Here is a 17,409-nt window from a genome sequence, read left to right as displayed (position 1 = left end):
CGGACGACGAAGAGGAGAACCCCCATGTTCGCGAAGATGGTTTCGGACATGATGATCAAGCCGGGTAACTCCCCGGTGTTCGATCAGCCCGCGGACTTCAGCCTGGACTACGAAGACGTCGAGTTCAAGACGAGGGATGGCGTCACCTTGCGCGGCTGGATCATCAAGGGCGGCAACGACAAGGTGATCGTTCAAACGCACTTCGGCGTGCAGTGCAGCCGATCCGGCTACACGCCCGAGGGCAAGGGGCGCATCAAGATGTGGAAAGAGAACATCTCCTTTCTCCGGCAAGCCAAGTACCTCAACGAGCGTGGCTACACGGTTCTGATGTACGACATGCGCAACCACGGCGAGAGCGATCTAGGAAATCCCCCCTGGATTTCATGGGGTCCCAACGAGGCTGAGGACGTCATCGCCGCCGTGGATTTCATTTCGAGCAACCCTGTCTACAAGGACGCCAGCATCGGTCTGCTCAGCATCTGCATGGGCGCAGTCGCCAGCACCTATGCGTACGGCAAAGGGGATGCAGGCCTACGGAAGTATCCCAACATCAAGGCCATGATCGCGGTGCAGCCCCTGAACTACCGAGCGTTCGTCAAGGCGTTCGGCCTGCCAGGCTTTCTCGACAAGGCGGGAAGCAAGAAGTCTCGCGAACGGCTGGGCTTCGATCTCGACACGAAGACGTTCGTCCCCGACATCAAGCATGTCAGCGTCCCAACGCTCGTCATACAGAACAACAACGACCCGTGGACCGACCTCGATTTCGTCCAGCACTACTACGACGAACTCCACGTCGAAAAAGACATGCTCTGGCTCGACCTGTCCAAGGACCGAGCCGCCGCCTACGACTACCTCGGCACGAATCCAGAACCGCTGGCCGACTTCTTTGACCGGTATCTATGAGAAGGCTCACGTGGGCAGTCGGGCTGATTGGAGTGATCACCATGGCACTGTCGTTGTTGGGACGCAAGAATGTGCATGCCGAGCTGATGATCCCGGCGCCGGCGGAAGCGATCTGGTCGGTGCTCACCGACGCGGAGGGCTACCAGGACTGGAACCCAGTCTTCACGAGCGTAACGGGCGAGTACCGCCCAGGCGCCAAGATGGCCTATCTCATGCGTGACAAGAGCGGCAACGAAACCGACGTCACCGCCTCCGTCGCCAAACTGGATGAAGCGCGCGAACTCAACCAGTTCGGAGGCATCCGCGGCATCCTCACCTTCGACCACCACTGGTTGCTCGAGCCCGTCGAAGGTGGAATTCGCGTAACCCAGCACGAGGAGTATCGCGGCATCGGCGTGTGGTTCTGGGACCCGAGCTGGTTCAAAACGGCCTACGAGCGAGCAAACGAGGCGTTGAGAGACAGAGTTCTAGGAAACGTAGAAGAAGAGACAGCTCCTTAGGCACGCTCACACGAAAGGCAGAACCATGGAAACGGCACAAGAGACGACGGAGTTTCTGAAGAGCCTGGCCTGGAATCTCGCAAAGCCTGTGAGAAGTCCGATGCTCCGCAGGCCCGACGAATACGAGTTGGAGTACGAAGAGGTGAACTTTCCTGCGCTCGACAACGTGAAGCTCGACGCCTGGTTCATCCCGGCGGATTCCAACAAACTGGTCATTCACAATCACTTCTCTCCGGCCAACCGCTATGGGTTTCCCGGTCACATGAAGAACTTCGAGGCGTCAGGCGGGTTCGAAGTGAACTTCCTTCCCAAGTACAAGGCGCTGCACGATGCCGGCTACAACATCCTGACCTACGACATCCGCAATCATGGCACCAGCGAGTCTTCGCCGAACGAAATCTGCGGCGTGGGCTACTGGGAATGGCAGGACGTGATCGGTTCGTTGAGATTCGCGCGATCGTTCGAAAAGACGGCCGGAATGGATATCTCGCTGCAGAGCATGTGCATGGGCGCCAACTCGACCTTGCGTGCGATGGAAAACCACCCCGAAGAGTTCGAGGACATCAAATGTTGGATTCTGATCCAACCACTACATGGACAGACCTGCGTCGAGCGCAGTTGCGAAGCGATGGGCATAGACGTGGAAAAAGGGCTCGAGGAGTTCATTCCGATCAACGAGAAGCTGACCGGGCTCAAGCTCGAAGACCACGATATGCGACCCCTGATCAAAGCGGTGAACATCCCAACCCTCATGCTGCAGGTCAGAAACGATATGGTTTCGAGGGAATCAGATATCCAGGAGCTCTATGAGAACCTTCCTGTCACAGACAAGAAAATCATCTGGATAGAAGACACACCGTGGAGATTCCATGGGTACACCTACTTCTCCGATCACCCGGAAGAGATGATCGAATGGTATGACGCGCATAATTGAATGTCGCTTGCCACGGTCATCGGACCGTGTGAGCAACCGGAACCTAGTGGTACCACTATGGTATGCAACGGATTTCGTCGGCTCTGACTTAGGATCGACCTCTCCCGGCGGAGCTGCTCGGCGAAGCAGATCGTTCCCGAATGTCCCTGTACAGCGGTGGTGCTGACAAAGCATCGAAGTGCGCCGTAGAGTGGCCGCAGCACGGCAATGCTGGGCAGCGCCCGGCGAGCCGATACGCAAATCCCTGATCCGTGATCGGGCTTCCAGATTCGGCAACAGGTGGCCGAAAATTCCCAGCGCTCCTAGATCACGATCTGTTAGTGTTTCCCCGCGCTGGGGGTAGGCCTGCTTCTAGGCGGCCGATATCTTGCACGCCGACATAGTTTCAATTGGCAGAGCATCAGCCTTCCAAGCTGAGGGTACGGGTTCGATTCCCGTTGTCGGCTCTCCGGAAAGCCCCGGCCAGGTCGTTTCCTGGTCGGGGCGTTCTCTGTTGGCGCCTAGTTGCGCTCATTTGCTCTGTCTCCCTTGTTGGTTGGGACGAACCCGCTGAAACTGAAGCCGGAGCGTCGTCTTCGGTGGCGGTCCGCAACGGCTGCTTCACCATGCGGTCAGCAGTGTTCTCCAACCGAACGCGCGCCTTCGCCCCAAGTGGTCGCATTCCTTGCCGGTCCGGGCCGATGGCAAAAAGGTCAAATCCTTTACACCAATGGAGGACTCGCCTGAGCCGCTACTACCTGTGGGACCACCCTCGCCGTAGGTCGGGCGTAGATTCCATTGGTTCATAGGGATGGCGATCGGCGTCGGCCCCGGTCTGCTAGACCGGCTACAGTGCGGTCTCGGCAACCGAGAGGCGTTCCTGCCCCGGGGCAGTCAGCCCTGCCGAGGACGCCGCAGCCCTTCGAGGAGTAGATCGATCAAGCGCCGGGGGTCGTAGCGGAGGTCGCTGTCGCGTCCGATGCAGAGGTTGCCTATGCCGCGCATCAGTTCGTAAGGCTGTACGTCGGATCTGATGTCGCCGGCGTCGGCCGCAGCGGCGAGCAGTTGGGCACACACGGGCAGCAAGCGGTCGATGAAGTAGGTGTGCAGCGCGGCGAAGCGGTCGCTGTCGGACTGCAGAGCGTCCGCCAGTCCGTGCTTGGTGACCAAAAAGCCGACGAAGAGGTCAATCCACTGACGCAGCGCGTCGAATGGGGAGTCGGCACTTGCCAGCAGCTTCGGGCCGGCCTCGGCACATTCCTCGATCTGGTGGTGGTAGACCGCGGTGACGAGATCCGCTCGAGTCGGGAAGTGACGGTAGATGGTAGCCATCCCGACGCCCGCCCGTGCCGCGATCTGGCGGATGGGCGCGTCGACACCGGAGGTGACGAACACCTCGGCGGCGGCAGTGAGCACTGCCTGTTGGTTGCGCTGCGCGTCGACCCGCTGGCTTCGGGCCGACGCCTTCCCGGTGGGGCTCTCGGTGACCATCACGCGTTCCTTCCGACACCACTTGACAAAGCGGAGCACTGTTCCGAATAGTAAGTGGAGCAGTGCTTCATTTCAGGTTAGCTGAAGCGGGACACTGCTGAACGCTCAGCCGCCGATCGACCGAGACTGGCGGGCGACAGGATCCCGAGAAAGGGCAACCAACCCATTATGAGCACATCCACCGCCACCGCTTCCGCCGACACCATGACCCCGCCCGTACCGGTCATGTCCTTCAGCCCAGTGGTCTTCTCGGTGCCCGGACGTCCCGCGGACCTCCAGTTACGCGTCACCGCGCCCCAGACCGGAACCGACCTCCCCGTCATCCTTTTCTCCCACGGCCATGGCCCCTCGAACAACCTCTCCTCGCTGAACGGCTACGCGCCGCTCGTCAACTTCTGGGCGGCAAGCGGATTCGTCGTCATCCAACCCACTCACCTCAGTTCCAGGACATTGAGCCACCTGATCGCCGATACCCCCGGAGCACCCTTCTTCTGGCGTTCGCGCAACGAGGACATGATCCACATCCTCGACCGGCTCGACGGGATAGAGGAAGCCGTGCCACTGATCGCGGGGAGGATCAACCACACGAAGGTCGCCGTTGCCGGACACTCCTTCGGGGGCTTCACCTCCAGTCTCCTGCTCGGCGCACGGGTCACCGATCCGGACAACGGGGAGGAAGTGAGATTCATCGAACCCCGGATCAAGGCGGGTGTGCTTCTGGCCGCGACAGGCAGGGGCGACGTCATCAACGGGCCCATGGGCGACTCGCTGCCGTTCCTCCGGACCATCGACTTCTCCACGCTGACCAAACCCGCGCTGGTCGTCGCCGGCGACGCGGACGACTCACGGCACTTCACGGACATGGGGCCGGACTGGCACGCCGACCCCTACACGCTCGGCCCTAGCCCGAAGTCCCTGCTTACCCTGTTCGGTGCGGAGCATTCACTCGGCGGGATCCCCGGATACGACGTCGTCGAGTCCACGGACGAGAGCCCCGAACGAGTCGCCGCCATCGGATGGCTCACCTCGGCCTACCTCCGCAGCGAGCTCCACCCTGGTGACAACGCCTGGCAGACCGCCCGCGAGGCGCTGGCGGCCAGCTTCGACCCAGTCGGGCGAGTCGAAGGTAAGTAGACCGTCCTCGAGAGTTGTCCGGTAGCTCATGACCTCACCAGGGAGTGTTTGTCGAGCCACGCGCGGCCAGGCAAACACTCCCTGCGGTGTCTACTCAATCGCCCCCGGGGTGTATGTGCAGGGAACTCCAGTCTGGCGTGCGGGCCTCCACAACCAGTACTCAAGCGGCAGTAGGCAACAGGAGGTCCGCACCCCGATTTTGCCAGGTCACGATCTGATAATGTTTTCGGCGCAGGGTGTCGGGCCTGCCATTGGGCGCCCGGTATCGTGCACGCCGATGTAGTTCAATGGCAGAACATCAGCTTCCCAAGCTGAGAACGCGGGTTCGATTCCCGTCATCGGCTCAGCGAAAAGGACCTGGTCGGAGCACTTGCGGCCGGGTCCTTCGACTTGTCGCAATCGCGTGATCCGAAATCAGGCATGAACCCGACCTGGGCGGGTTCGTAGTCCACACCACTGCTTCGGCGTCGAGGAAATTCCTTGCCGAAGAAGGGTGGTGCCTCGAAAGTATCGAACGCCGCATTAGTCCTGGCCGTGACGCAACTGTTCTATTGGTGGCCTTGAGACATGACACGCATCGGATGACGATGGATTTAGTGCGCAATGTGCACTGGGCAAGAAGGGAAGTTTCTCTCATGACACGCAGAATTTCCTCGGCACTCGCCGCTATCGCGGTCACTCTCTCCCTGGGCGTGTTCGCCGCCCCGGCCGCGTCAGCCACGACTTTGTCTGAGGCACAAACGCCCGTGCAGGGTTCGGTGGGGCTCTGCCTCGTCATCCCGCTGGGATCACTGGTTCTACCGATCTGCATCTGATCCGGTGTCCTCTACACACCCGAGGGTGACCAACCAGGGCTCGCGGGCGCCGCCGCCCGTGAGATCGGCGCGACGTCGGCGGTGACGCAAGTGGCGTCACGGCTCCAGCGGCACGCCGCTGCAATTCCTGTGCGACGAGCAGAACGGCTCGAACCCGGACATCGCGATCAACGGACTTCTTGATCTGCCGAAAGTCCTCGAAGGCCTGCCCCGTCACTTACCGCTACCTCCGACTAGCCTGGCCTGGTGCGGAGAAGAAGGCGATGACAGCCCAGCTGTCGCCCAGCGGAGAGACCGGTCCGGGCCTACAGACTCGTGGCCACGGTCACGGACACGGACACGGACATTTCGAGGGACCGGCACCTGTCGGCCCGACTGCCGCCCGAGTGGTCGTCGGGATCCTCGTTGCGATTGCGATCGCCGTTATCGGCAGTGCCGCCTTCCTGTGGCCGAGCAATGCGGAGGTCGAGGTCCCCTTGCCGTTCCGGAACGCCGGCGGCGGCGCCGTCGCCACCGAAGCCGGGACGGTCGTCTCGCAGGACCTGGGGCCGTGCGGCAGCCCGTCCGCTGGGCGGGCATTCTCCGGCGATCCCGCACCCCCTCCGGAAACGAGCGGCAATATCGACTGCCAACGAAGCCTCGTCACCATCGAGTCCGGGCCGAACGAAGGCACCCGGACTCTACTCGAGAGCGTACCGGGGCCGGGTCAGCCGAACCTGGCGGTTGGCGACAACATCCGCCTTGTCCGGCAGACGGATTCGACCGGCACCCCGGTATACGCATTCAACGATTACGCACGGGGATTGTCGTTGACGCTCGTCGTCGCGGTGTTCGTACTGGCGATCGTCGCCGTCGCTCGGTGGCGCGGGTTTCGCGCACTGCTCGGACTCGGCTTCGCCTTCGGCGTGCTGACCGTCTTCACCTTGCCCGCACTCCTGGACGGCAAACCCGCGATGCCCGTGGCGCTCGTGTCCGGGGCGGCGATCCTCTACGTGGTGCTGTACCTGGCGCATGGGGTGAATCTGCGGACGAGTTCCGCGTTGCTCGGGACTCTCGCGTCGATGGTCCTCGCAGCGGTGCTGTCCACCGCCGCGATCGGGATGACCCGGCTGACCGGGCTGTCCGAGGAACAAAACGTCAATGTCCAGGCCTATGTCGGAACGGTGAGCATCACCGGACTCCTGCTGGCCGGCTTCATCATCGGGTCGCTCGGTGTGCTCAACGACGTCACGATCACCCAGGCGTCGGCTGCGTTCGAGATCGCGTCGATAAACGAATCGTCTTCGCGTCGGGAGATCTTCGCGGCCTCGATGCGGGTGGGACGCGATCACATCGCCAGTACGGTGTACACGTTGGTGCTCGCCTACGCCGGCGGCGCGCTCCCGCTGCTCCTGCTCTTCAGCGTCTCGGGCGATTCCGTCACGAATGTGCTGACGGGCGATGCGGTCGCCGTCGAGATCGCGCGATCCGCGGTCGGCGGTATCGCGCTCGCACTGTCGGTTCCCCTCACGACGGCAATAGCAGTGCTGCTTGCGCGTCCACGGATCGCCGCCACGATGTCTCGACAACCGCGCGGTGGCCGTCACGCCCTAGCCCGGCGTCCCTAGATCTACGGGATCGGTGACAACCGCGCGCCTGCTGCGAGCTGAGGATCCGGCAGGTCGCTGTGCCACACAAGCGAGGTCAAGCGGGAGGCAGAGGATGAACCATCGGCTGCTATGTACTCGAGTCCGGGGGTGAGCAACCGCCGGCTAGGGCGTCGCAGCAGTGTCAGAAGGCGACTGAGATGATGCATCGTCGGACTCACCGCTGATGTCACCCATGACGCCAATCAAAATCAGCGCGGCTGCGACCAAGGACGCAACCACAACGCCTTTCCGAACGGGCTTCTTTGCCGGCGTCTCAGGCGGAGTCGCGAATGCGACCGACGTGTCTCCTGCCAGGAACGCCTCGTGGCCAGCCTGAGCCCTTGCGGCAAGGGCATCTTTCTCAGCCTTGATACGAGCGAAATGATCGCGGATAGGTTTGCCGACCGCGAGATACCACAGCCCCACAGCAAACAGAAGCGCGGTCACCACCAAACTGAAATCGCCTTGGACGACGCTGTCGACTGCCATCCAGGTGAAGATTGCGGCGAAGAACCCGGCAACGACTCTGAGATATGGGCTGATGAACTTCATTGCGCTCCTTGTGTACCGAGGTGGTTCGGTGATCCACGCCGACTGGATGGAAGGTGCCAGTGACCGCCGACAGTTCGATGACTTGTGCGGGGAAGCCTCACGCTTGTCCTGAATCAAGTCGACGGCGAACGGGTTCCCTTCAAACGGATGAGTGCCTCACCGCTTTCGAGATGAGGGGACAGCCGAAAAACAATACCGCACCGAAGCGTTCACGATCACCTTGAACGCGAACGTGTCCCGATATCTCCCGACCACTCGGCGATCAAATTTCCTCTCGCGGTTGTCGTACATCTCGGGCAGTGTGTGTGGCGCACTTGAACCCCGACCAGAAGGAGATACCGTGCTTGCCGTCATCCACCTCCGCAGAAATCAAGGTCCCCGTGTCGAACCGGCCCGCGCGGTCGCCGCATGGTGGTCCGATCGCGCGATCGAGACACAGCTGTTCGTCTACGACGACGCGAGTGATGCGTCCTACTACGGGGCCGGACTCGATGCCTTCACCCTGCTCCTCGAGATCTCGGCCGCGACGTCGGAACCGATTCTCCTCCACATCACCGACAGCACACTCCGCAAGGAGATCAGCGGGGTTGTCGACGCCTTCCCTTCGGTATCGCTCGTCGGAGCCAACCGCTCGGCTGTCCTGGAACTCACGCTCGCGGCGCTCGACGTCCTCGATGCCGACAGCCGCGACCAGGAGGCCGCGCTCGAGGAGCGCGAGCGCGAACGGATCGCGGCTCTGCCGGAACTGACGGTCGCCACCGATGCTTCCAAGTCACGCCGCCGGGGAGTCGGCGTGGCTTGCGTCAGCGAGGAAGGCGTCCGCTATCAGAGGATGGTCCCGAAAGTCGCGACCATCCTCGAAGGCGAATTGCTCGCGATCGAACTCGCGATCGTAAGGTTCGAGGATCGCCGGCTGCACATCCTCACCGACAGCCAACCGGCGCTCGAGCACCTCGGTGTGCTGCAGAACCCGCGACCGTTGCGGTCTTGCGGTGGCGTGAAGGCAACAGTGGATCGTATCCACGAGGCGATGCGGGGTCGCGAAATACGCCTCTCATGGGTCCGCGGGCACGACGGGCATCTGCTGAACGAGACCGCTGACCGACTCGCCATGGCAGTGCGCCGCGCCCATGAGTCCGATGTCCCCACCGAGGCTCTCCAGACAATCGCCCAGCAGATTATGGAGCCCTTGCTCGGTGCGGCCTGATTCGTGGGCGGCCGCGCGCCTGTTCGAGCCGACGGCGATTCTCATCGACCTCTAAGAATCCACCAATGAGGCCGCAGTTTTGGGCACATAACTTCTTCGGTGTGGAAGCCACGGGGGCCCACAAGAACGAGGAGTTCACCCATGAGAATTGCCAGTTTCAGCAGCGCGGCCCGACGCCGGACCGCGATCGCCGCAGCCTGCCTCGGTGCGGCCACGATCGCGGTTCCCGGCGTCGCCTGGGCCCAGAACCCGATCGGGAGCAGTTCCCCTACAGTGGTCGGCTCGTTCGCCCCGGCGGCAGCACCCGACCGCATCGACGGCTGCCAGTACCTCGAACGGGCGATCCCTTCGGGGGAGGCACATATCATGCAACCTGACGGCATCATCCAGAATTTCGACTTTGAAAACGGGGAGATCAGGTACGCCGAGCCCGGGAATGGCCCAGGGGAGATGCAGCTCATGTACCCCGATGGCACCGTCCAGAAGTACAACGTGGAAGACGGGGTTGCAGTCGAGATCACCGAGACAGGCCCCGGAGCCGGTTTGCCGGGCGGCGACTGGAACCTCATCGAGGTCACCCCCGACCAGGCGATCCGCGCCGTGAATCCCTGCTAACAGCCAGCGGATGCAGGCATCATGGGACGAATGACTGACAGTGCCCGCATCCTGCTCGTCGACGACGACCCCAAGGTCTTGTCTTCCCTGACGCGGGGGCTCCGACTGTCCGGTTTCGAACTCGAGACCGCCGAGGACGGAGCCTCCGCGCTCCGGGCTGTCACCGAGTCGCGGCCGGATGCCATCGTGCTCGATGTGAACATGCCGGTGCTTGACGGTGTCGGTGTGGTCACTGCCCTGCGGGCGATGGGCAACGATGTTCCGGTCTGTGTACTGAGCGCACGCAGCACCGTCGGCGACCGGATCGCGGGACTCGAGGCCGGCGCCGACGACTACCTCACCAAGCCGTTCGAACTCGGCGAACTCGCGGCCCGCCTGCGGGCCCTGCTACGCCGGGCGCCGCGCACGCCCACACCGGCGGGCACGGTCACGGTCGGCGCGCTCGAGGTGGACGTTCCGGGTCGGCGGGTTCACGTCGGCGGCGAACGCGTCGAACTGACCAAACGAGAGTTCGATCTGCTGGCCGTTCTCGCGGAGAACGTCGGGATCGTGCTCAGCCGGGTCCAGCTACTGGAACTGGTGTGGGGGTACGACTTCGACGCCGACACGAACGTCGTCGACGTCTTCGTCACTTATGTGCGAAAGAAGCTCGAGGCAGCCGGGATGCCGCGCGTGCTTCACACCGTTCGGGGGGTGGGGTTCGTGCTCCGGGAGCAGCCATGAGTACGCGTCGACGTTCGCTGTCACTACGTGCCCGTGTCGCACTTGTCTCTGCGCTCGCTGCCGCGATCGTTATCGCCGCGATCGGTGTGGCCTTCGCTGTCTTCCTGCGAGTCAACGGGTCCGAGCAACTCGACAACACCCTGGATTCGGTGTCGTTGAGCACCGTTACCGGGATTCCCTCCCAGGGGTACACCGTGCCCTCCGAGGGGTACACCCTGGTGTTGCCGGAACCGCCGGCTACACCGGACTACTTCGATTCGGTGCGGACTGAAGTCATCGACGGCAGGGAAGTACGCCTACGCGACGTCCCGGTCGCGGGCGTCAACGACGCATACGTCGCGGTCTCTATTCCCGAAGATGCCCTCAGCCGCGCAATTCGAGAGCAGCAGTGGTGGGTGGCGGGAGCCTCACTCGCCGCCATCGCGGTCGCCGCCGGCCTGGGCTGGCTGATGGCGGGGCGGGCAGTGAGACCGCTCGAGCGTCTCGCCGCCGCCACTCACACGGTGGGGGACGCACTACCTGCTGCGCTACCGGACGTCCATGGAGCCCGTGAGGCCGAGGAACTCGCGGATGCCATTCGTCACATGCTCGAACGAATAGGCAAGGCTCAGAAACGAACCCACGAGGCTTTGAGTTCGGCGCGCGACTTCGCGGCAGTGTCGGCTCACGAGTTGCGAACGCCCCTCACCTCGATGCGCACCGACCTCGAAGTCCTCGCAACAATGCGTCTCACAGACGAGCAACGCACCGAGATCCTGAGCGAACTCCGTGCAACAGAACGGCAGATCGAGGTGACTCTCACCGACCTCGAGAGCCTGGCCGTGGGAGAACTGTCCGAAGCCGCCGATCACGAAGACTTCGACCTCGTGGAACTTGCCGACCGCTGCGTACAGGAATCGTCTCGTCGTCTCACCGGTGTGACCATCGAATTGGCCGCACCGAGGTCGCTGTCGATGCGCGGGCTGCCGTCGGGGATTCGCCTGGTGCTCGAGAACGCGATCACGAACGCGGTCAGGCACGGACGTGCCGATCGGATCGAGATCACCATCGCCGGGGACAAAAGGGGTGCCGCGATTACGGTCGACGACAACGGGATCGGTGTTCCCGAACACGAGAGGGCAACACTGTTCAAACGTTTCGTGCGGGGATCGTCCGCCCACCCCGACGGATCGGGACTCGGCCTCGCCCTCATCGCACAACAAGCCTCCCTGCACGGAGGCACCGCCGAACTGACCGACAGCCCACTCGGCGGTGCACGGCTACGACTCGACCTACCGGCGGCCGCGTCGCGGTGATTGCCGTGGCGGTTGCAAGAAACCCCGCACCCGGCGAGACATCTACTCGCCGGGTGCGGGGTTCGGGTTGGGAGTGATCAGGCGAGGTCGAACCGGTCGAGGTTCATCACCTTGTCCCACGCAGAGATGAAGTCCTGCAGGAACTTCTGCTGCGCGTCGTCCGTGGCATACACCTCGGCGAGAGCGCGCAGCTGCGAGTTCGAACCGAAGAGCAGGTCGACACGGCTTCCGGTCCACTTCACCTCACCGGTGGCAAGGTCGCGGCCTTCGTAGGTGCCGTCGTCTCCGGATGCCGGTGCCCACTTCGTGCCCATGTCGAGCAGGTTGACGAAGAAGTCGTTCGTCAACGTTTCGGGGGCCGAGGTGAACACACCCAGCTTCGACTGCTTGTGGTTCGCACCCAGAACGCGCAGGCCGCCGACGAGGACCGTCATCTCCGGGGCGCTGAGGGTCAGCAGGTTGGCCTTGTCGACCAGGTGGTATTCGGCCGGCAGCGGGTTGCCCTTCCCGAAGTAGTTGCGGAAGCCGTCCGCACTGGGCTCGAGCACGGAGAACGATTCCACATCGGTCTGCTCCTGGGTCGCGTCACCGCGCCCCGGCGAGAAGGGAACCTCCACGTCGTGCCCGGCGTTCTTTGCGGCCTGCTCCACGGCAGCACACCCACCGAGCACCACCAGATCGGCGAACGAAATCCTCTTGTTCCCGGTCTGGGCGGAGTTGAACGATTCCTGGATTCCCTCCAAGGTCCGTACCACCTGCGCGAGCTGGTCGGGGTCGTTGGCCTCCCACCCGGCCTGCGGTTGAAGGCGGATACGCCCGCCATTGGCACCGCCGCGCTTGTCACTGCCGCGATGCGATGCCGCAGCCGCCCACGCCGTCGAAACCAGCTGAGAGATACTCAGACCGGACGACAGGATCTGGCTCTTCAGCGCCTTGATGTCGTCCGCGCCCACGAGGTCATGCGTCACGGCGGGAATCGGGTCCTGCCACAACAGCGTCTCCTGCGGAACCAGCGGCCCGAGGTAACGAACGACGGGCCCCATGTCGCGGTGGATCAGCTTGTACCAGGCCTTGGCGAACTCTTCGGCGAGCTCTTCCGGGTGGTCCAACCAGCGTCGGGTGATCTGCTCGTAGACGGGGTCCACCCGCAGCGAGAGGTCGGTCGTCAGCATGGTCGGGGCGCGGCCCGCCGACTTGTCGAAGGGATCGGGAATCGTGCCGGCACCGGCGCCGTCCTTCGCAACCCACTGGTAAGCATCAGCGGGACTCTTCGTCAATTCCCACTCGTAGCCGTAGAGGACCTCCAGGAAGGTGTTGTCCCACTTGGTCGGGGTGGGTGTCCACACAACCTCGATGCCGCTGGTGATCGCGTCCTTACCCACACCGGTGCCGAAAGAGCTCCTCCAACCGAGGCCCTGTTCCTCGAGCGGTGCAGCCTCAGGCTCGGGTCCGACCAGATCGGCCGGTCCTGCGCCGTGAGTCTTGCCGAAGGTGTGGCCACCGACGATCAGGGCGGCCGTCTCCACGTCGTTCATCGCCATGCGGCGGAACGTTTCCCGGATGTCCGTCGCTGCGGCGAGCGGGTCCGGGTTACCGTTGGGCCCCTCGGGATTCACGTAGATCAGGCCCATCTGGACCGCTGCGAGCGGATTCTGGAGGTCGCGCTTACCGGTGTAGCGCTCATCGCCCAGCCAGGTGGTTTCCGGGCCCCAATAGACATCTTCGGGCTCCCACTCATCTACTCGGCCGAAGCCGAAGCCGAAGGTCTTGAATCCCATCGACTCCAAGGCGCGGTTGCCGGCGAAGACGATCAGATCAGCCCAAGAGATCTTCTTGCCGTACTTCTTCTTGACCGGCCACAGCAGCCGACGAGCCTTGTCGAGGCTCGCGTTGTCGGGCCAGCTGTTGATCGGTGCGAACCGCTGCATGCCGGACCCCGCGCCTCCGCGACCGTCCTTGATCCGATACGTACCCGCGGCGTGCCACGACATCCGGATGAAAAGCGGTCCGTAGTGGCCGTAGTCTGCGGGCCACCACTCCTGCGAGGTCGTCATCACTTCGTCGACGTCCCTGCTCAGGGCATCGATATCGAGGGTCGCGAACTCCGCCGCGTAGTCGAAGTCTTCGTCCATCGGGTCGGCCACGGCGGGGTTGTGCGCAAGGATCTTCAGGTTGAGCTGGTTGGGCCACCAGTCGTGGTTCCCGCCACCTTCTGTGGGGTACTTGAAGCGACCAGCCCCAACGGGACAACCGTTCGATCCCGCTTGGGCCTCTTCAACAGGCCGGGTGTTCTCAGGCACAGCATTCCTTCCGGGTGTGGGTGGATAGAGCACTGATCATGGGTAAAACTGCCTCATTGATGTGGCTGCCGCCTAGATGACGTCGCGCAATCGGGGCATCTACCCCAATAGATGATCTCGGCCTCCTCGACAGAGAAACCGTGATCGTCGGATGCCGTCAGGCAGGGAACCTCGCCGACTGCACAGTCGACGTCCGCGATGGCTCCACAAGACCGGCAGATGACGTGGTGGTGGTTGTCTCCGACTCGCGACTCGTAGCGAGCAACGGAGCCAGGCGGTTGGATCCGCCGCACCAATCCCACTGCCGTCACGGCATGCAACACGTCGTATACGGTCTGGCGGGACACACCTTCCAGAACCGTGCGCACCGCCCCGAAAATCGTCTCGGTGTCGGCATGCGGACGCGCGTCAACCGCTTCGAGCACCGCGACCCGGGGGCGGGTCACACGAAGCTCAGCCCCACGCAGCAGCGCTGCGTACTCCGACGTGGATGGCATACCTCCACTACTACCTACTTTTCTGGAATCGGTCAAGTCTTTGGGGAAACAATTCTGGATAAGAATGACGAGCCGGACTTCCCGGGCGGCAGAAGTTCGCCTGCTGGATGTATCGGATTCGAGCACAACGCTTTACCTGATGTTGAGATTCGCAATGAACCGACCCGGGATGTGGACGACTCGTAGCCGCTCCGCACCTCGACGGAAGGCCCGCACCCTGTCCGAGCATCAGTCTCCGTGATGCCATGGCCGAGGCCGACCGGCACGGCCGGATCGGACATCGGCATGGTGACGGAATCGGAGACTCTCACATAGATGAGCCTTGGATGCCTTCGGCAAGGGCGAGGCGCCTTCGACGGTCGGACCCGATTCGGATCTTGGCTGTCCGCATCCGGTTTCTTTGTGCATCAAGGCGTTTCAATCGAGCGGAATCTCGACCGCATCCGGGTGATCCTGAACCAGACGGCCCCCACCCGTTGTCGACAACTTGAACTTCGCGCTTCACTATCATTGAAGCTACGGCACACTTGTGATCAGTCGGTTTTCGGAATCAACACCCGCACAGTAGTTTTCGCCAGCAAGACGCCGATCATGCTCGTCGGGGAAGACATGGGCGCAGACATCGCACACAACCAATTCGGCATGAGCTACCGCGAACACTTCTCCCATTTCTCGCTGTTGAGTGTCAAGCGTGTGTTCGAAGCCCATTGCCTACGATTGTTCGGCGCCGGGACAACACCGCGTTCGGGAACCTTGCCCCGACCATCTGCTGATCCTCCCTTGGAATCTGCCGAGGTTGTGCAGGCCATGCCCTATATCCGAGAATGGGGAGGAAAGTTCGGCGTCCCAGTTCCGGAACTGGTTGTGCTCTGTGCATCGGGTTATCGGATCACTCGGGTAGGACCGGAACTCGATCCGTAGACTGCGCAGGATCCATGACCGATCACGAGATGTCCAGTCGCCGCCCCGCAACGAATAGTCCGCGCAGCAAGTAGTCGATTCGACTGACGGGTTCATGCACTTCCTGAAAGGATAAGCCAGTGAGTTCAGAGGCAGAATACGGGGACAGACGGCAGCCTGTCCCGGACTCTCCGATGGGCTACCTCGAACAACTCCCCGCTCTGGTCCTGCTCGGACGCCTGCCGATTCCTGTCCTGGCAGTGGAGCACGACGGGACCGTCGTCCACGCAAACACTGCATTCGAGGACATGCTGGGCCGTTCCCTCGACTCACTTCGTGGACGCTCGGTGGCGGAAATTCTCGCCCGAGGCGAAGCAACCACCGGTCAGGCTGCAGTGGAATACCTCCAAGACTGCGCGACCGCACCGGTCGATCTCGTCCACTCCGATGGATCCACCGTGCACGCACTGGTCAGCCAGTCGATCCTGCGCCGAAGTGACGACCCGGTGACGCTGGTCTGTTTCCACGATGTCACCGAGCAATTGTGGAACGGTGGTCGCGCACCTCTCTTCGGGTGAGGCGCTCACCCCACCTGACCTCATCGCAAAACCCACCCGACGGCACTCGAGAGCTGATTAGCTTGGCTGTATGGCGACCGGCTCGGGCAAGTCTCCCGCTGTAACCCTGGAGGTCGGTGACCGGAAGGTACGGATCTCGAATCCCGAGCGGATCTACTTCCCCGCCACCGGTGCAACCAAGCTCGATCTCGCGAACTACTACCTCAGCGTTGGCGACGGCATCGTTCGTGCGCTCTTCGAGCGACCCTGCATGATGCACCGCTTCCCGGAGGGCCTCAGCGGCGAGAAAGTGCACCAGAAACGGTTACCGCACGGTGCGCCGGACTGGGTGCAAACGGTCCGGGTGAACTTTCCCCGGTATAACCGTCACGCCGACGAACTGTGCGTGACACATCTGGCGGACGTGATCTGGTCAGTGCAGATGTCCACGGTCGAGTTCCACCCGTGGAACTCGCGCCGCGCCGACGTAGAGCGTCCCGATGAGTGGCGGATCGATCTCGATCCGATGCCCGAGTGCGGATTCGACAGGGTGCGCCGGGTTGCCGGGGTGGTTCACGAGTTACTCGACGAACTCGGCGCGACGGGGTGGCCGAAGACCTCGGGCGGAAGAGGCGTGCATGTCTACGTACGAATCCGACCGGAATGGGGGTTCGGTGACGTCCGTCGGGCTGCGCTGGCCTTTGCGCGCGAGGTCGAGCGCCGGGCGCCACAAGACGTGACGACCGCCTGGTGGCGCAGGGACCGCGATCCCCACAGGTTGTTCGTCGACTACAACCAGAACGCGCGCGATCACACCATCGCCAGTGCCTACTCGGTGCGCGGTGTGCCCGATGCGACGGTGTCCACCCCGATCACCTGGGACGAGATCGATGACGTGCATCCTCGCGATTTCACCATCTCGACCGTGCCCGCACGCTTCGCCGAACTCGGCGACCTGCACGCGGGAATCGATGATGCGGTGTACTCGATCGAGGAACTCCTGGAATGGGCCGAACGCGACGAGTCGGAGGGCCGGCCCGATCACGGCGGAGCCGAGGACTAGCAACGGAGGACTAGCAACAGAGGACTAGCAACCAAGCACCGAAGTCGCCGAAGGACGCCTGCAGACACGACCCAAGCCCCGACCGTACGGCCGAGGCCTGCGTCTCGCATCCAGTGGCTACCCCACCGCACCGTTGAGACCGTTTCGGTGATGGGGATGGGGTGTTCCCTTGCCCGACTTGCGAATTCCTTGTGAGAATCGCGGGTCCGTGTGCGATGTACTTCAAGCTTCAGGGATTGGCGCCATCGCGGCCAGGGACCCTAGGCGTGGAAACGCCACACCTTTACCGACGTGGAAACGCCACACCTTTACCGAC

Annotated in this window: 17 protein-coding genes and 2 tRNA genes; 15 read left to right on the top strand and 4 right to left on the bottom strand. The window is 62.8% G+C overall.

The genetic code is table 11. The features are described 5' to 3' along the window. Positions 1 to 24 precede the first annotated feature (24 nt). From BFN03_RS01030 to BFN03_RS01015, 4 genes are all read left to right on the top strand, one after another. Positions 25 to 903: an alpha/beta hydrolase gene (locus BFN03_RS01030; RefSeq protein WP_070377450.1), complete on the top strand. Its 879-nt coding sequence runs from the start codon at positions 25 to 27 to the stop codon at positions 901 to 903. A gap of 41 nt (positions 904 to 944) precedes the next feature. After that, complete coding sequence (locus BFN03_RS01025) at positions 945 to 1,403, top strand: SRPBCC domain-containing protein (RefSeq protein ID WP_070380493.1); 459 nt, start codon at positions 945 to 947, stop codon at positions 1,401 to 1,403. 25 nt (positions 1,404 to 1,428) lie between these two features. Next, positions 1,429 to 2,337 (top strand): alpha/beta hydrolase family protein, encoded by a 909-nt coding sequence (locus BFN03_RS01020; RefSeq protein ID WP_070377449.1) that lies wholly within the window; start codon positions 1,429 to 1,431, stop codon positions 2,335 to 2,337. 373 nt (positions 2,338 to 2,710) lie between these two features. Then, positions 2,711 to 2,783, top strand: a tRNA-Gly gene (locus tag BFN03_RS01015). A gap of 427 nt (positions 2,784 to 3,210) precedes the next feature. On the opposite strand, the gene BFN03_RS01010 is transcribed toward BFN03_RS01015, so the two are convergent. Beyond that, on the bottom strand, positions 3,211 to 3,807 hold the full coding sequence (locus tag BFN03_RS01010) for a TetR/AcrR family transcriptional regulator (RefSeq protein ID WP_070377448.1): 597 nt from the start codon (positions 3,805 to 3,807) through the stop codon (positions 3,211 to 3,213). 168 nt (positions 3,808 to 3,975) lie between these two features. On the opposite strand from BFN03_RS01010, the gene BFN03_RS01005 reads away from it, so the two are divergent. From BFN03_RS01005 to BFN03_RS00995, 4 genes are all read left to right on the top strand, one after another. After that, positions 3,976 to 4,941 carry an alpha/beta hydrolase family protein gene (locus tag BFN03_RS01005; RefSeq protein ID WP_070377447.1) on the top strand — a complete coding sequence of 322 codons (966 nt, stop codon included), beginning with the start codon at positions 3,976 to 3,978 and terminating at the stop codon, positions 4,939 to 4,941. Between the two features lie 273 nt (positions 4,942 to 5,214). After that, a tRNA-Gly gene (locus tag BFN03_RS01000) sits at positions 5,215 to 5,285 on the top strand. A 291-nt stretch (positions 5,286 to 5,576) separates the two neighbouring features. Beyond that, positions 5,577 to 5,756, top strand: coding sequence for a hypothetical protein (locus BFN03_RS19980; RefSeq protein WP_084385719.1), 180 nt, complete (start codon positions 5,577 to 5,579; stop codon positions 5,754 to 5,756). A 263-nt stretch (positions 5,757 to 6,019) separates the two neighbouring features. Next, entirely contained in the window at positions 6,020 to 7,363 is a 1,344-nt protein-coding gene (locus BFN03_RS00995) for a YibE/F family protein (RefSeq protein WP_070377446.1), read from the top strand. Between the two features lie 144 nt (positions 7,364 to 7,507). Here the strand turns inward: BFN03_RS00995 and BFN03_RS00990 are convergent, their stop codons facing one another. Further along, positions 7,508 to 7,936: a hypothetical protein gene (locus tag BFN03_RS00990; RefSeq protein WP_070377445.1), complete on the bottom strand. Its 429-nt coding sequence runs from the start codon at positions 7,934 to 7,936 to the stop codon at positions 7,508 to 7,510. Positions 7,937 to 8,276: 340 nt separating this feature from the next. Between BFN03_RS00990 and BFN03_RS00985 the strand changes: the two genes are divergently transcribed. From BFN03_RS00985 to BFN03_RS00970, 4 genes are all read left to right on the top strand, one after another. Next, positions 8,277 to 9,143 carry an RNase H family protein gene (locus BFN03_RS00985; RefSeq protein ID WP_157109538.1) on the top strand — a complete coding sequence of 289 codons (867 nt, stop codon included), beginning with the start codon at positions 8,277 to 8,279 and terminating at the stop codon, positions 9,141 to 9,143. Positions 9,144 to 9,284: 141 nt separating this feature from the next. Beyond that, a complete protein-coding gene (locus BFN03_RS00980) occupies positions 9,285 to 9,758 on the top strand; it encodes a hypothetical protein (protein ID WP_070377443.1) in 474 nt (157 codons plus the stop codon). A 21-nt stretch (positions 9,759 to 9,779) separates the two neighbouring features. Beyond that, complete coding sequence (locus BFN03_RS00975) at positions 9,780 to 10,481, top strand: response regulator transcription factor (RefSeq protein ID WP_070377442.1); 702 nt, start codon at positions 9,780 to 9,782, stop codon at positions 10,479 to 10,481. Next, entirely contained in the window at positions 10,478 to 11,776 is a 1,299-nt protein-coding gene (locus BFN03_RS00970) for a sensor histidine kinase (protein WP_070377441.1), read from the top strand. The genes BFN03_RS00975 and BFN03_RS00970 overlap by 4 nt, the downstream gene beginning before the upstream one ends. Before the next feature lie 77 nt (positions 11,777 to 11,853). Here BFN03_RS00970 and katG read toward each other — a convergent pair whose 3' ends face one another. After that, positions 11,854 to 14,076, bottom strand: a complete 2,223-nt coding sequence (gene katG, locus BFN03_RS00965) for a catalase/peroxidase HPI (protein WP_070377440.1) — start codon at positions 14,074 to 14,076, stop codon at positions 11,854 to 11,856. A gap of 53 nt (positions 14,077 to 14,129) precedes the next feature. After that, a complete protein-coding gene (locus BFN03_RS00960) occupies positions 14,130 to 14,573 on the bottom strand; it encodes a Fur family transcriptional regulator (RefSeq protein WP_070377439.1) in 444 nt (147 codons plus the stop codon). A gap of 402 nt (positions 14,574 to 14,975) precedes the next feature. Here BFN03_RS00960 and BFN03_RS00955 point away from each other — a divergent pair, with 402 nt between their 5' ends. The 3 genes from BFN03_RS00955 (at position 14,976) to ligD (ending at position 17,093) form a co-directional block, all read left to right on the top strand. Then, positions 14,976 to 15,494 (top strand): hypothetical protein, encoded by a 519-nt coding sequence (locus tag BFN03_RS00955; protein WP_070377438.1) that lies wholly within the window; start codon positions 14,976 to 14,978, stop codon positions 15,492 to 15,494. Positions 15,495 to 15,667: 173 nt separating this feature from the next. After that, on the top strand, positions 15,668 to 16,051 hold the full coding sequence (locus BFN03_RS00950) for a PAS domain-containing protein (RefSeq protein ID WP_070377437.1): 384 nt from the start codon (positions 15,668 to 15,670) through the stop codon (positions 16,049 to 16,051). A 70-nt stretch (positions 16,052 to 16,121) separates the two neighbouring features. Next, complete coding sequence (gene ligD, locus BFN03_RS00945) at positions 16,122 to 17,093, top strand: non-homologous end-joining DNA ligase (protein ID WP_070377436.1); 972 nt, start codon at positions 16,122 to 16,124, stop codon at positions 17,091 to 17,093. Positions 17,094 to 17,409: the final 316 nt, after the last annotated feature.

Origin of the sequence: Rhodococcus sp. WMMA185 (assembly GCF_001767395.1) — a bacterium.
Taxonomy (GTDB): Bacteria; Actinomycetota; Actinomycetes; order Mycobacteriales; family Mycobacteriaceae; genus Rhodococcus_F.
Note: the sequence above shows the minus strand (reverse complement) of the source record. Positions and strands in the feature narration are given on the sequence as shown.

Bases quoted from the DNA above. Each gene is read 5' to 3' on its own strand.
- BFN03_RS01030 (WP_070377450.1), top strand. From the start codon at position 25: ATGTTCGCGAAGATGGTTTCGGACATGATGATCAAGCCGGGTAACTCC.
- BFN03_RS01025 (WP_070380493.1), top strand. From the start codon at position 945: ATGGCACTGTCGTTGTTGGGACGCAAGAATGTGCATGCCGAGCTGATG.
- BFN03_RS01020 (WP_070377449.1), top strand. From the start codon at position 1,429: ATGGAAACGGCACAAGAGACGACGGAGTTTCTGAAGAGCCTGGCCTGG.
- BFN03_RS01010 (WP_070377448.1), bottom strand. From the start codon at position 3,807: ATGGTCACCGAGAGCCCCACCGGGAAGGCGTCGGCCCGAAGCCAGCGG.
- BFN03_RS01005 (WP_070377447.1), top strand. From the start codon at position 3,976: ATGAGCACATCCACCGCCACCGCTTCCGCCGACACCATGACCCCGCCC.
- BFN03_RS19980 (WP_084385719.1), top strand. From the start codon at position 5,577: ATGACACGCAGAATTTCCTCGGCACTCGCCGCTATCGCGGTCACTCTC.
- BFN03_RS00995 (WP_070377446.1), top strand. From the start codon at position 6,020: ATGACAGCCCAGCTGTCGCCCAGCGGAGAGACCGGTCCGGGCCTACAG.
- BFN03_RS00990 (WP_070377445.1), bottom strand. From the start codon at position 7,936: ATGAAGTTCATCAGCCCATATCTCAGAGTCGTTGCCGGGTTCTTCGCC.
- BFN03_RS00980 (WP_070377443.1), top strand. From the start codon at position 9,285: ATGAGAATTGCCAGTTTCAGCAGCGCGGCCCGACGCCGGACCGCGATC.
- BFN03_RS00975 (WP_070377442.1), top strand. From the start codon at position 9,780: ATGGGACGAATGACTGACAGTGCCCGCATCCTGCTCGTCGACGACGAC.
- BFN03_RS00970 (WP_070377441.1), top strand. From the start codon at position 10,478: ATGAGTACGCGTCGACGTTCGCTGTCACTACGTGCCCGTGTCGCACTT.
- BFN03_RS00960 (WP_070377439.1), bottom strand. From the start codon at position 14,573: ATGCCATCCACGTCGGAGTACGCAGCGCTGCTGCGTGGGGCTGAGCTT.
- BFN03_RS00950 (WP_070377437.1), top strand. From the start codon at position 15,668: ATGGGCTACCTCGAACAACTCCCCGCTCTGGTCCTGCTCGGACGCCTG.
- ligD (WP_070377436.1), top strand. From the start codon at position 16,122: ATGGCGACCGGCTCGGGCAAGTCTCCCGCTGTAACCCTGGAGGTCGGT.